This is a genomic window from Pseudomonas sp. GW821-FHT07F05, assembly GCF_059418765.1.
The window spans coordinates 90,707-103,846 of record NZ_JBWKQL010000006.1 but is presented as its reverse complement, the minus strand read 5'-3'; the positions used below and the strand labels follow the sequence as shown (position 1 = coordinate 103,846).

Below are 13,140 nucleotides of genomic sequence, written 5' to 3'. Positions count from 1 at the left end.
ATGGACCTGCGTGACCTGACCTATTTCGAAACCATCGCCGAACTCGGTCACCTCGGGCGCGCGGCTGAAAAGCTCAACCGCAGCCAGCCCGCGTTGACCAAAAGCATTCAGCGGCTGGAGGAATCCTTCGGCACCAAGCTGTTCCAGCGCGACGGCCGCCGAATCAAGCTCACGCCGGTCGGCGAACTGCTCCAGGCGCGGGGCAAGGTGCTGCAGCAAAGCATTGCCCAGACCCAGCGCGAGGTGCGGGATTTCGCCAGTGGCGCGGTAGGGGATATCCGGCTGGGCTGTGCGGCGACTATGGCCGAGTACCTGCTGCCGGAACTGACCAGCGCGCTGCTCAAACGCTCGCCGCAGGTCACGCTCAAGCTGGTGATCGGTCAGGACGACATGCTGCGCGAGCAACTGCGCTCCGGGCACCTGGACATGATCATCTGCGCCCAGCGCAGTGCCGAGGAGGAATTCTCGTTCTACCCGATCCTGACCGACGAAGCCGTGGTGATCGCCAGCCGCAACCATCCGATCTTCCAGGCGCCGTTCGAGATGCGCGACCTGTGCCGTTACCGCTGGGTGCTGCCGCCTTCCGGCGTGTCGTCGCGCATCTGGGTCGACGACGCCTTCGCCCGCCACGACCTGCCGCTGCCGGAAGTGCAGATCGAGTCCAATTCGATTTCCCTGCTGCCCCGGTTGATTGCCCAGACCAGCCTGCTGAGCTTCATCGCCCGGGAGACCCTGGAGTTCGGCAAGAACATGCAGGACCTGCGCGAGGTGCCGCTGGAGCAGACCACCATGACGCGCACCATTTGCGTCATGCTGCGCCGCGAAGGCTATCTGTCGCCTGCCGCCCACGCCATGGTGCAGATGCTGCGCGATGACGGCGGATCCTTCCTCAATTGGTCGTGACCTGTGCTTTTACCCCGCCGGGTGGGTTAGCCTGCTTAACGACATTCACCTACGGAGCGTCAACGATGCAGCTACAGACAAACCAGCCGGACATCCACGCAATTGCTTATTGGGCACACGACGGCGAGCATTTCGGCGGCGACCAGTCGCCCCTCAACGACGCCGATTCCGACGAAGACCGCGATCCGGAGGGCGAGCTGGATTTGAGCGAACTGGATCTGGACGAGTTTGCCGACGCTGACAAGCTGGACATCAGTTCGTCGAATCTGGAATAGGCGGGGCGCTGGCGCTCGATTGTCGGATATCTCCAGTCGTGAACCGCTCCGCGGTCTAGCAGCAGATGCAAACCTTGTGGGAGCGAGCTTGCTCGCGAAGAGGCCAGTACATCCGCTGGATATTCAGTGGTAAATACGACGCCATCGCGAGCAAGCTCACTCCTACAGGGTTTGGGTTCAGCCAGCCAGATGCGCAGCCAATGCCTCAATCGCTTCTTCGGCCGTTTCGCTACTGCCGGCCCAGGTACACGCCAGCATCAAATTGCGCGGCAGCCCAAAATCCTCCACCTGAAACCCTTGCCCATCAAAGCCTGCCGCATCATGGGCGATCTGCTCGCGCAACGCGCCATTCGCTGCGAAATACGCCCACACCGGTTTGCCCAGGGCAACCGCCATGCCCACTTCGAAGGCCGTGCCTGAATCCGGTTCGGCGCCGCGAAAGGGGTTCAGGTTGGCCAGCACCGCGTCGCAGCGTTTGATCATCGCAATGTTGGCGTTGCAAATGACGGCGGCGGCTTCTTCAGGCGTCATCCCCTGCGGCACTTCGTTGTCAAAAGGGTACAAACCCTCAAGACCGTGCTGGTCGCACAGGGCTTTCAGATAGCGGCCGTGCTCGATGGCGTCGGCGCGAAATACGTCGAAGCCCGCGAGATAGACAAGGGGTTGGCTGGTGGAAGGCATGGCGATCTCCTGGAAAATGCGTGGAGCGAGTCTAACGGGTGAGCAGTGCTCTTTGGTCCGCGCCGTTGATCGGGCCGGCGCCATCCTACAGCAGGCAGGGCTGGAATCTGTACGGATAACCAGTATCCTGACGCTCTCCCGTCATCCTTTACGTGACCTCGCCGTGAGCCTTTCCCCCCTCGACAATCCGTTTTACTACCTGGAAAACTTCCGCCAGGTGCTGAACTGGATCGCCCAGCGCTACGACGACCTGCTCGATGAAGACGAGCGGCGTTTCATCGACGATTTTGCCCAGCTGCCGCAACCTGCGCAGGCCTTGCTGGTGCGCATGGTCATGCGCAAAGGCACGCTGTTCCGCGCCAGCAAGCTGGATTACGCCGAGATCGGCGACGTCCGACTGGCCGCCGCGCCCTTGCTGGAGTCCGGTTGGGTGGACGGCCAACCCCATCTCGATCTCCACGCCCTGTTTGCTTTGCTGCGCAAAGACGAACTGGGCCAGTGCTTCAAGGCCCACGGCGTCAAAAGCGCCGAGAAAAAATCCGACCTCCTGCAGCGCCTGTTGCCGATCTACGAATCGCCCCAGCGCCTGGAGCACTGGTTTGCCGGGTTCGAAGAAGTGATCTTCGCGCTGCAGGTCATGCCACTGTGCGACCGGCTTCGCTTGCTGTACTTCGGCAATCTCTACCAGGAGTGGTCGGAGTTCGTGCTGGCGGACCTGGGCATCTATCGCTACGAAAAAGTCGAATTTTCCGTCGAGTCCCGTGGCATCAACCAACGCGCCGACATCGACATCTGCCTGCACCTGCACACCTGCCGGCAGGCGCTGGACGACGGCATGGCACTGGCCGACCTGGCGCCTCAAGCGCTGGCCGTCGAGACCGACAATCACTGGCTGGCCATGCGTCGCGCCAAGCTCTTGTTCAAGATCGGTCAGCAGGCCGAGCGTGAACAGGACTGGCCGCTGGCATTGAGCGTTTACGCGCAGTCCAGCTACCCCGGCGCCCGTGTGCGGAGGATCCGCGTGCTTGAGCGCAGCGAGCAATTCCTCGACGCGATGACGCTGCTGCTGGAAGCGCAATCGGCGCCGGAAAACGACGAAGAAACCCAACACCTGCTGCGCATACAGCCGCGTCTGAAGCGCAAGTTGGGCGAGGGCAGCGTGCAAAAGAGGATGAAACGCACCGTCACTCGGCTTGATTTGAGCGTGCTGCCGCTTCCCGATCACAGCGTCGAACGGCTGATCCAGCAGCACCTGGCGGAAGAGGGCAGCGAGGTGCACTACGTGGAGAACGCGCTGGTCAATTCGCTGTTCGGTCTGCTCTGTTGGCGGGCGATCTTTGCGCCGCTGCCCGGCGCGTTTTTCCACCCGTTCCACAGCGCACCGAGTGACCTCTACAGCCCGGACTTCTACCAGCGCCGCGCGGCCCTGTTCGACGAATGCCTGGCGCAGCTCGACGACCAGCGCTACGAAGCAGTGATCCGCGACACCTACGCCAGCAAGTTCGGGCTGCAATCGCCCTTCGTGTTCTGGGGCACCCTGACCCCGGAGCTGCTGAATCAAGCGCTGCACTGCCTGCCCGCGCAACACCTCAAACGCTGGTTCCGACGCCTGCTGCAAGACATCAAAGCCAACCGCACCGGCATGCCCGACCTCATCCAGTTCTACCCCGCGCAACGCCGCTACCGAATGATCGAAGTCAAAGGCCCCGGCGACCGCCTGCAAGACAACCAACTGCGCTGGATCGACTTCTGCGCCGAACATGAAATGCCGGTTGTGGTGTGCTACGTGAAATGGGCGGAAGAAGACCTGATGGCAACTGGGTGACACCGGTTTCCCCGACCCCGTACATCCGCAACATTTTTAGCGCCCCAACTGGCCTCTTCCCGGCTAAAGCCGGTCCCACTAAAAGCTCCGCGTATACCCCGGGGGGCAGGCGTCAGCCGGAATGGACGCGGAGCGTCCCGGGATGCATACCCACGCGGAGCGTGGGCACGATCAGAACAGCGCGCGTTGCATCGGTGAGACCGGTGACGCGGAGCGTCAGGGGATGCATTCCCACGCAGAGCGTGGGAACGATCAAGATCAAAGGCTTCCCGGCTAAAGCCGGTCCTACTAAGCGTAAGCGCGCTTTTGATCTTCATACGCAAAAAGCCCAGACGCCGCCAATCGCGACTTTGGTGCAGGCCGAACGCAGACGACGCGCAGTGGGCCGAGCCGCATGGATGCGGCGAGAGCGCCGTCAGGACATGGATGTCCGTTCGGCGCGGGCCCACGGAGCGAGACCGGAGTGAAGGAACCCCGAGGAACGAGGGGCCAAACCGAGAGCAAGCACCTTTGGTTACTTGGGGTGCTTTTCCAAGTAACTCGCCGAAGGCGAAACAGTCTGCCCCCAGGGAGACGCTTGTGATCTTAAGGGTCTTGATCTTGATCTTGATCCTAAAAACACCCCGCCTTAGCGCTTGATCTTCTTGGCCACCACCGGCAACGGCGCAAACAACGCCGCAATATCCTCATCCTGCAACTTCCAGTCCCCGGCCTTGCGCCCATCCAGCACACCGGCTGCCAGCGCCGCCTTCTCCTGCTGCAAATGCTGAATCTTCTCCTCCACCGTCCCCCGCGCAATCATCTTGTACACGAACACCGGCTTATCCTGACCAATCCGATACGCCCGATCCGTCGCCTGATTCTCCGCCGCAGGGTTCCACCACGGATCGTAGTGAATCACCGTATCGGCCGCCGTCAGGTTCAACCCCGTGCCACCCGCCTTCAGACTGATCAAGAAGATCGGATGCTTGCCGCTCTGGAAATCCTGTACCGGCACCCGCCGATCCCTGGTCTTCCCGGTCAGCAGCGAATACGCGATCCCGCGCTGCTTCAACTCCGCCTCGATCAACTCCAGCATCGACGTAAACTGCGAAAACAACAGAATCTTGCGATTCTCCGCAAACAACTCCTCCAGCATCTCCATCAGACTGTCCAGCTTGCCGGAACTCGACTGCCGCGGATTGACCGGCGCACTGTTGACCAGCCGCAGGTCGCAGCAGACCTGACGCAGCTTGAGCAGCGCTTCAAGAATGATGATCTGACTGCGCCCCACGCCCTTACGGGTGATCTCGTCGCGGACCTTCTTGTCCATCGCCAGGCGCATGGTTTCGTATACATCGCGTTGGGTGTCGTTGAGCTCGACCCAATGCACGATCTCGGTTTTCGGCGGCAGCTCGGTCGCCACCTGCTCCTTGGTCCGGCGCAGCAGGAACGGCTTGATCCGTGCGTTGAGGTGCTCCAGACGCTGCTCGTTGCCCAACTTCTCGATCGGCGTGCGGTAATTGCTGTTGAACTGCTTGGCATCCCCCAGCCAGCCGGGCATCAGGAAATGGAACAGCGACCACAGCTCGCCCAGGTGGTTTTCCAGCGGCGTACCGCTCAGACACAGACGCTGCCGAGCATTCAACTGACGCGCCGCCTGGGCCGCTTTGCTGGTGGGGTTCTTGATGTATTGCGCTTCATCGAGCACCAGCACATGCAGCAGTTGCTGGCTGAGCACTTCGACGTCACGGGGCAGCAGCGCGTAAGTGGTCAGGATCAGGTCGTAATCCTGCAGCCGCTTGAAATCCTGATGCCGCTGGGTGCCGAACAGCGCCAGCACCTTGAGTTGCGGCGTGAAGTGCCTCGCCTCGTCCATCCAGTTGGGGATCAGGCTGGTGGGCATCACCACCAGCGCCGGCCGGTCGAGACGTCCGGCCTGTTTTTCCAGCAGCAGGTGCGCCAGGGTTTGCAGGGTCTTGCCCAGGCCCATGTCATCAGCGAGCACGCCGCCGACTTCCAGCTCGCGCAGCGCCTGCATCCAGCTGAGGCCCTCCAGCTGATAAGGCCGCAACGTCGCATTCAGGCCCTCCGGCACCTCACCGCGCACGTCCTTGATGTTCACCAGTCGCTCGGAAAACTGCCGCAGCCGGTCGCCGCCCTGCCACACCAGCGGCAGGTCATCGAGCTGCCGCAGCCGCGCGGCGTCGGCGGTGTTCAGGCGAATGGCGTTGTTGCCATCCTCGCGCCAATAGAAATCGCCCAGGGTCGCCAGCACCGGTTTCAGCCGACCATAAGGCAGCGCCACCTGAATCGGTACGCCGCCGCGCTGGGTGAAATGGTTGAGCTGAACCAGCAGCTGCTCGTCGTCGCGGCGCTTGGCGATGCCGCTGGCGGTCATCAATTCCGGGTGCGTGCGCAGCAGATTGATCAGAATCGGCAGCAGGCTCAGCCGCTCGCCATTGACGATGATCCCCAGCTCCAGATCGAACCAGTCGCGCTCCGGCTCGTCGTCGACCACTGCGTACCAATCGTCCACCGGCGTGACGTCAAAGCCGAAGTCTTCGCTCATCTCGATCTGCCAACCTTCGACGCGCAGCCGGGGCAGGTCATCGAGAATGAAGCTCAGCCAGGCCTTGTCGGTGGGCAGTTCGAACATCTCGCCGGCGCTGTCCGGCAGCGCCTTGCTCTGCCGGGTAGCGATGCGAAAGCCCAGTTCCTGAAGCTGCTTGCGGTACTCGCCTTCACGCTCAGGATGGCGGCGCGTGCGCAGAATTTCGTCCGGCAGATGCCAGAGGATGTCGCCGCCACGGCCGGGGGCGGGCACGCCAGACACATAGGATTCGCGGTAGCGAAACGCCAGGGCCGCGCGGTGCTGGATGTGCCGCTGCATCTTGCCGTTGCGCGGTTCGTAGGCGCTGTACTCGAAGCTGGCGAGAATCAGCCGAGGCTCGGGCTCGATGTTCTTTTCCAGGCGCTCGGGCAACTTGGGTTTTTGCTCGACGACTTTCGGTCTGCGCGCAGCTGGCTCGCCGTCCACCGCTGCAAGAATGCCGGGGCTGTTTGCCGGGTCCTGCAAGAAGAACAGCGCCGCCGCACAGTGCTTGCAGTTGTTTCTGACCGGGCAGGTGCATTTGCCGACAATGAAATTGCGCGTGCGCTCGGGGTCCTTGAACAACAGCGTCTGGGTGTAGTTCTCCAGGCTTGAACCCCGGCACACCGTGCGCACCACATCGCCGCTCAAGTGTTCGAGCATCACGCGCTGCTGCCGCGCGTACTCCAGACCCCGCTCGACCGCCTGGGTTTTGAACAGCGGTTCCCACGGCAGGGCGAGGGCTTTTTCCAGTAGGGACGCCACGTCTAGGCCTGCGTCAACGCGGTGGCTGGACGGGGGAAACCTTGATCAGCATGGCGAGGCTTCCGTTGTCCATATAAGTAAGTTCTCCGTTTCTGACGCGAGTGGCCTGACGCATGCGCTCGCTGGTCACCAGCACGCCGTGGCTGTCCAGCTGGTTGACCCAGAAGTTCGCGTCGATGTCGGTAAAGCGTGCCAGACCCAGGCTCACCGTGCCCTCGATGGGGAAATGGCCGAACTGCTCCTGGCCGTCACTGATCGCCACCTTGCTCGGCGTGGCACTGAGGTCCTGTTGCCAGGCTGTGTGCAGCAGCACTTTATAGCCGTCGCTCGATTCGAGCTTGTTCACCAGACCGTCCAGCGCCGTGGGCGTCTGGCTGTCCGCGCCCGGCCGTTGCGCCCCGGCGGCCCAGTCTTCCGGCGCGGGTTGATTGGTCGCCGCCGGCTCGCCGTTCTGACGGAACAGGATCAGTTCCACCTGATAGGTGCCATCGGCGAAGGCCGCCGGGGCAAACAGCACCAGCAGCAGGGTGAAGGAGCGGATCAAACCCATGGTGAATCCTTAAGCCGATTTTTTGGAAGGCGGTGGGGTCAAGCGTTCGAACAGCGCCTCCAGTGTGGCGAAGCGTTCCTCGGGACGCTCCATCGGCACCATGAATTTGAACAGCGTGGCGCCTTCGAACTTGTAGCGTTTGGGCTGGCTCTGGATCAGCTTGATCAGCGTCAGCGGGTCGACCGGGGTCTCCGCCGCGAATTCGATGCGTCCGCCCTGGGGACCGGCGTCGACTTTCTTGATGCCCAGTTGCTCGGCCTTCAGCTTGAGCGAGGTCAGGCGCACCAGATTCTTGGTCGGTTCCGGCAGCAGCCCGAAGCGGTCGATCATCTCGACCTGCAGGTCCTTGAGGCCCTCTTCGTCGGCGGCGTTGGCGATTCGCTTGTACAGAATCAGGCGCGTGTGCACGTCTGGCAGATAGGCTTCCGGAATCAGCCCCGGCACCCGCAGATTGACCTCGGGACCGCCACCCAGCGGCTGGTCGAGATTGGGCTGCTCGCCCTTGCGGATCGATTTGACCGCACGTTCGAGCATTTCCATGTACAGGGTGAAGCCCACCGCCTGGATCTGCCCGCTCTGGCCATCGCCCAGCAGTTCGCCGGCGCCACGGATTTCCAGGTCGTTGGTGGCGAGCACGAAGCCCGCGCCGAGGTCCTGGGTGTTGGCGATCGCTTCCAGACGCTTCTCCGCATCCGGGGTGATCTGCTTGCGTGGCGGCGTCAGCAGGTAGGCGTAGGCCTGGTGGTGACTGCGCCCGACCCGGCCGCGCAACTGGTGCAGCTGGGCCAGACCGAATTTGTCGGCGTGCTCGATGATGATGGTGTTGGCGCTCGGCACGTCGATGCCGGTCTCGATGATGGTCGAGGCGATCAGCACGTTGAAGCGCTTGTGGTAGAAGTCGCTCATCACCTGTTCGAGATCACGTTCGTGCATCTGCCCGTGGCCGATGCCGATGCGTGCTTCCGGCACCAGTTCGGCCAGGTCCGCGGCGCATTTTTCGATGGTCTTCACATCGTTGTGCAGGTAGTACACCTGACCGCCGCGCAGCAACTCACGCAGCAACGCTTCTTTGACCGTCGGCTTGTTCTGCTCCATGACGAAAGTGCGCACCGACAGGCGACGCGCCGGCGGGGTGGCAATGATCGACAGATCGCGCATGCCGGCCACGGCCATGTTCAGGGTGCGCGGGATCGGCGTCGCGGTGAGGGTCAGGATGTCGACCTCGCTGCGCAGGGCCTTGAGCTGTTCCTTCTGACGCACACCGAAGCGGTGCTCTTCGTCGATGATCACCAGCCCCAGGTTTTTGATCTTGACGTCGTCCTGCAGCAACTTGTGCGTGCCGATGACGATGTCGATCTTGCCCTCGGCCAGGTCGGCCACGGCGGCGTTGATCTCTTTCGCCGATTTGAAGCGACTCATCACTTCAACCGTCACCGGCCAGTCAGCGAAACGGTCGCGGAAACTGTTGTAGTGCTGCTGGGCGAGGAGGGTGGTCGGCACCAGAATCGCCACTTGCCGGCCGCCATGCACGGCGATGAACGCTGCACGCATGGCCACTTCGGTCTTGCCGAAACCGACGTCGCCGCAGACCAGACGGTCCATGGGCTTGGGCGCGAGCATGTCGGCGCGCACGGCTTCGATGGTGGTCTGCTGGTCCGGGGTTTCTTCGAACGGGAAGCCGGCGCTGAAGGTGTCGTAGTCCAGCTTCGGATCGGCGAAGGCATACCCCTCGCGAGCCGCGCGGCGGGCATAGATGTCGAGCAGCTCGGCGGCCACGTCGCGGACCTGTTCGGCGGCCTTGCGCTTGGCTTTCTGCCAGGTCTCGGAACCCAGGCGGTGCAAGGGTGCGAGCTCGTCATCGCTGCCGGTGTAACGGGCGATCAGGTGCAGGTTGGTCACCGGCACATACAGTTTGGCGTCCTCGGCGTAGGCCAGCATGACGAACTCAGCGACCTGATTTTCGACTTCCAGCGTTGCCAGCCCCAGATAACGGCCGACCCCGTGATCGATGTGCACCACCGGGGCGCCTTCACGCAGCTCGGCCAGGTTCTTGATCACCGCATCGCTGGCGTGGCTGTCGGCGCGCTTGTCGCGGCGGCGACGCTGCATGACCCGCTGACCGAAGAGCGGGCTTTCCGCCACCAGCGCCAACGCCGGCTGCTCCAGCACCAGGCCTTCGTCCAGTGGCGCGATGGTGATTGCCAGACGCTCTTTGCTGTCGACGAACTCCTGCCAGCTGTCCAGGGTTTTCGGGCGCAGCTTCAGGCGTTCGAGCAGTTCCAGCAGCACCTCGCGGCGACCGGCGGATTCGGCGGTAAACAGCACGCGGCCGGGAAATTCGCCGAGGAATTTCGACAGCGCTGCCAGCGGTTGGCTGGCCTTGGCTTCGATGGCCAGATCAGGCAGCACCTGCGCCGGAAAACGCTCGCGGCCAACGCCGCTTTCGACGTCGTCCTGGCTGGCGACCACCCGCGGCCAGTTCTTCAGGCGCGCGAAGCAGTCGTCCACCGGCAGGAACAGCTCGGCCGGCGGCAGCAACGGACGTTCAGGATCGACACGGCGTTCTTCGTAACGGTTGCGCACGTCCTTCCAGAACGTCTCGGCCGCCGCTTCGATCCCCGGCATCGAGAACACCTGGGTGTCCTGGGGCAGGTAGTCGAACAGCGTGGAGGTTTCTTCGAAGAACAACGGAATGTAGTACTCGATACCGGCCGGCGTGATGCCGCTGTTCAAGTCCTGAAAGATCGGGCTGCGGCGGAAATCGACGTCGAAGCGCTCGCGGAAGCGGGCCTTGAAGCGCGTCACGGCTTCCTTCTGCAGCGGGAATTCTTTCGCCGGCAACAGACGCACCGAATCGACCTTGTCGATGGAGCGCTGGGTTTCCGGCTCGAAGGTGCGCAGGGTTTCGATTTCGTCATCGAACAGGTCGATGCGGTAAGGCAGTTTGCTGCCCATCGGAAACAGGTCGATCAGCGCGCCACGCACGGTGAATTCGCCGTGCTCGTACACCGTGTCGACATAGCGATAGCCGCTGGCTTCAAGGCGGGTGCGCATGGCGTCGACGTCGAGCTTCTGGCCGACGTCGAGGACCAGGCTGCTGCCCAGCAGAAAACTGGTCGGCGCCAGACGGTGCAGGGCGGTGGTGATCGGCACCACCAGTACGCCGTGCACCAGCTCCGGCAGCCGGTACAGGCTGGCGATGCGCTGAGAGATGATGTCCTGATGGGGCGAGAACAGATCGTAGGGCAGGGTTTCCCAATCGGGGAAATGCAGGACCGGGAGATCAGGGGCAAAAAACTTCAGTTCCTGCTCCAGTCGCTCGGCGCTCTGGCTGTCTGCGGTAAGCAGCAGGGTGAAGCGTTTCGCGGCGCTGGCAGCCTCGGCGATGGCGAGACTCAGGGCGGCACCGGGGAGGTTACCCCAATGTTGTTTGCCTGCTGCAGCAGGCAGAATCGGAAGGCGCAGAACGGGCACGGAAGTTAAAGCTCCAGGCGTTGCGGCAAAGCCGGGGAGTGTAACTAATCCGCAGAGACGCTGTCAGTTTTGTGCGCCGGGAATTATGTAGTGCTCCAGCTCGTGAAAAGTCTGGATTGCTCATAAACAAAGGCCTGTGCATAATGTAGTCCCTTTTTTCAGCCCCTACATGTGGAAGGTTCCCGTGACTCAGAAGCCCGACCAGTGTCTTGGTGAATGGATCGATCGTGAAGCCCTCGCCGAGGCGATGATCCCGCTTATCGGTCAGCTCTACCGCAATAATAATGTGGTGAGTTCGATCTATGGCCGCAGCCTGATCAACCGTTCAGTCATCGCGATTCTCAAAGCACACCGCTTTGCGCGTCACCGCCAGGCCGACGCCAGCGAGTTGTCCGTACACGAGACGTTCCCCCTCGTGAAAGCCATGAGCGAGCTCAAGCTGGGCGCCGCTTCGGTGGACCTGGGCAAGCTGGCGGTGAAGTACAAGGCCGAAGCCAATGGCCGCACTCCTGAAGAATTCATCCGCGAAGAAATGGCCGAAGTCATTGGCCAGCAGAACTCCGGGGAGCGCAAGGGCACTGACGTCGTTCTGTACGGCTTCGGTCGCATCGGTCGTCTGCTGGCACGCATCCTGATCGAAAAAACCGGTGGCGGCGACGGCCTGCGTCTGCGCGCCATCGTGGTCCGCAAGGGTGCTGAAAACGATCTGGTCAAGCGCGCAAGCCTGCTGCGCCGTGATTCGGTCCACGGTCCTTTCGACGGCACCATCACCATCGATGAAGCCAACAACACCATCTGCGCCAACGGCAACCTGATTCAGGTGATCTACGCCAAGAACCCGGCCGAGGTGGACTACACCCAGTACGGTATCAAGGACGCATTGCTGGTCGACAACACCGGTGTATGGCGTGATGCCGACGGTCTGGGCCAGCACCTGCAGTGCCCGGGCATCGACCGCGTGGTCCTGACCGCGCCGGGCAAGGGCAAGCTGAAGAACATCGTGCACGGCATCAACCACCAGCAGATTACCGCCGATGACAAGATCATCTCCGCGGCATCCTGCACCACCAACGCCATCGTGCCGGTGCTCAAGGCGGTCAACGACAAGTTCGGCATCGTCAACGGTCACGTTGAAACCGTTCACTCGTACACCAACGACCAGAACCTGATCGACAACTTCCACAAGGGCGATCGCCGTGGCCGCAGCGCCGCGCTGAACATGGTCATCACCGAAACCGGCGCCGCCACCGCTGCGGCGAAGGCACTGCCCGAGCTGGCCGGCAAGCTGACCGGTAACGCGATCCGCGTTCCAACGCCAAACGTCTCGATGGCCATCCTCAACCTGAACCTGGGGACGGCGACCACTCGCGAAGAGATGAACGAATACCTGCGCCACACCGCGCTGTATTCCGATCTGCACAAACAGATCGACTTCGTGAACTCCCTGGAAGTGGTGTCCACCGACTTCGTCGGCTCGCGTTACGCCGGCGTCGTTGACGCTGAGGCGACCATCGCCATGGATAACCGCGTTGTGCTGTACGTCTGGTACGACAACGAATTCGGCTACAGCTGCCAGGTGGTCCGCGTCATGGAAGAAATGACCGGGGTCAACCCGCCAGCCTTCCCGAAGTAGGTTGAAAGCAGCGGCAAGCGGTAAGCGGTAAGCGGCAAGCCTCAAGCTGCAAGCTGCAAGCTGAACTGCGAAGTAAAAAAACGCCCCGACTGGTTCGGGGCGTTTTCATGTGTGAGCTAGTCCAGCGAACTGGCAGAAATCCCGAGGCGACCCACGATCCTGTGGGAGCGAGCTTGCTCGCGAAGGCTGACTGTCAATCACCAGAGAAAATGGCTGGCTGTCCCGGCCTCTTCGTGAGCAAGGTGGAGCGCCACCCCGGTCACTCCCACAAGTCCTACGAAACGGCTGAAATCCCGAGGCGACCCACGATCCTGTGGGAGCGAGCTTGCTCGCGAAGGCTGACTGTCATTCCCCAGAGAAAATGGCTGGCTGTCCCGGCCTCTCCGTGAGCAAGGTGGAGCGCCACCCCGGTCACTCCCACAAGTCCTACGAAACGGCTGAAATCCCGAGGCGACCCACGAT

General features: G+C 62.2%; 8 protein-coding genes. 4 read left to right on the top strand and 4 right to left on the bottom strand.

Going from position 1 to position 13,140, the window contains the following annotated elements; genetic code table 11:
- Positions 1-903, top strand: a complete 903-nt coding sequence (locus AC07RO_RS14825; protein WP_282373606.1) for a LysR family transcriptional regulator — start codon at positions 1-3, stop codon at positions 901-903.
- A gap of 65 nt (positions 904-968) precedes the next feature.
- Positions 969-1,178: a hypothetical protein gene (locus AC07RO_RS14820; protein ID WP_192174307.1), complete on the top strand. Its 210-nt coding sequence runs from the start codon at positions 969-971 to the stop codon at positions 1,176-1,178.
- A 177-nt stretch (positions 1,179-1,355) separates the two neighbouring features.
- On the opposite strand, the gene AC07RO_RS14815 is transcribed toward AC07RO_RS14820, so the two are convergent.
- Positions 1,356-1,859 carry a nucleoside 2-deoxyribosyltransferase gene (locus AC07RO_RS14815; protein ID WP_346629656.1) on the bottom strand — a complete coding sequence of 168 codons (504 nt, stop codon included), beginning with the start codon at positions 1,857-1,859 and terminating at the stop codon, positions 1,356-1,358.
- A gap of 163 nt (positions 1,860-2,022) precedes the next feature.
- On the opposite strand from AC07RO_RS14815, the gene AC07RO_RS14810 reads away from it, so the two are divergent.
- Positions 2,023-3,684, top strand: coding sequence for a VRR-NUC domain-containing protein (locus tag AC07RO_RS14810; protein ID WP_346629657.1), 1,662 nt, complete (start codon positions 2,023-2,025; stop codon positions 3,682-3,684).
- A gap of 628 nt (positions 3,685-4,312) precedes the next feature.
- Here AC07RO_RS14810 and AC07RO_RS14805 read toward each other — a convergent pair.
- Genes AC07RO_RS14805 through mfd form a run of 3 tightly spaced genes read right to left on the bottom strand, consistent with a single transcriptional unit; the run spans position 4,313 to position 11,045 of the window.
- Positions 4,313-7,021, bottom strand: a complete 2,709-nt coding sequence (locus AC07RO_RS14805; protein ID WP_346629658.1) for a DEAD/DEAH box helicase — start codon at positions 7,019-7,021, stop codon at positions 4,313-4,315.
- Positions 7,022-7,034: 13 nt separating this feature from the next.
- On the bottom strand, positions 7,035-7,571 hold the full coding sequence (locus tag AC07RO_RS14800; protein ID WP_346629659.1) for a peptidoglycan binding protein CsiV: 537 nt from the start codon (positions 7,569-7,571) through the stop codon (positions 7,035-7,037).
- Between the two features lie 9 nt (positions 7,572-7,580).
- The gene (gene mfd, locus AC07RO_RS14795) at positions 7,581-11,045 is read right to left on the bottom strand and encodes a transcription-repair coupling factor (protein ID WP_495086374.1); all 3,465 of its coding nucleotides are present in this window, start codon (positions 11,043-11,045) and stop codon (positions 7,581-7,583) included.
- Positions 11,046-11,214: 169 nt separating this feature from the next.
- Here mfd and AC07RO_RS14790 point away from each other — a divergent pair, with 169 nt between their 5' ends.
- Positions 11,215-12,678 carry a glyceraldehyde-3-phosphate dehydrogenase gene (locus AC07RO_RS14790; RefSeq protein WP_122538023.1) on the top strand — a complete coding sequence of 488 codons (1,464 nt, stop codon included), beginning with the start codon at positions 11,215-11,217 and terminating at the stop codon, positions 12,676-12,678.
- Positions 12,679-13,140: the final 462 nt, after the last annotated feature.

What these genes read in the sequence shown, in the direction of transcription:
- AC07RO_RS14800 (WP_346629659.1), bottom strand. Translation starts at nt 7,571, where the DNA reads ATGGGTTTGATCCGCTCCTTCACCCTGCTGCTGGTGCTGTTTGCCCCG.
- AC07RO_RS14790 (WP_122538023.1), top strand. Translation starts at nt 11,215, where the DNA reads ATGTGGAAGGTTCCCGTGACTCAGAAGCCCGACCAGTGTCTTGGTGAA.
- AC07RO_RS14820 (WP_192174307.1), top strand. Translation starts at nt 969, where the DNA reads ATGCAGCTACAGACAAACCAGCCGGACATCCACGCAATTGCTTATTGG.
- AC07RO_RS14825 (WP_282373606.1), top strand. Translation starts at nt 1, where the DNA reads ATGGACCTGCGTGACCTGACCTATTTCGAAACCATCGCCGAACTCGGT.
- AC07RO_RS14815 (WP_346629656.1), bottom strand. Translation starts at nt 1,859, where the DNA reads ATGCCTTCCACCAGCCAACCCCTTGTCTATCTCGCGGGCTTCGACGTA.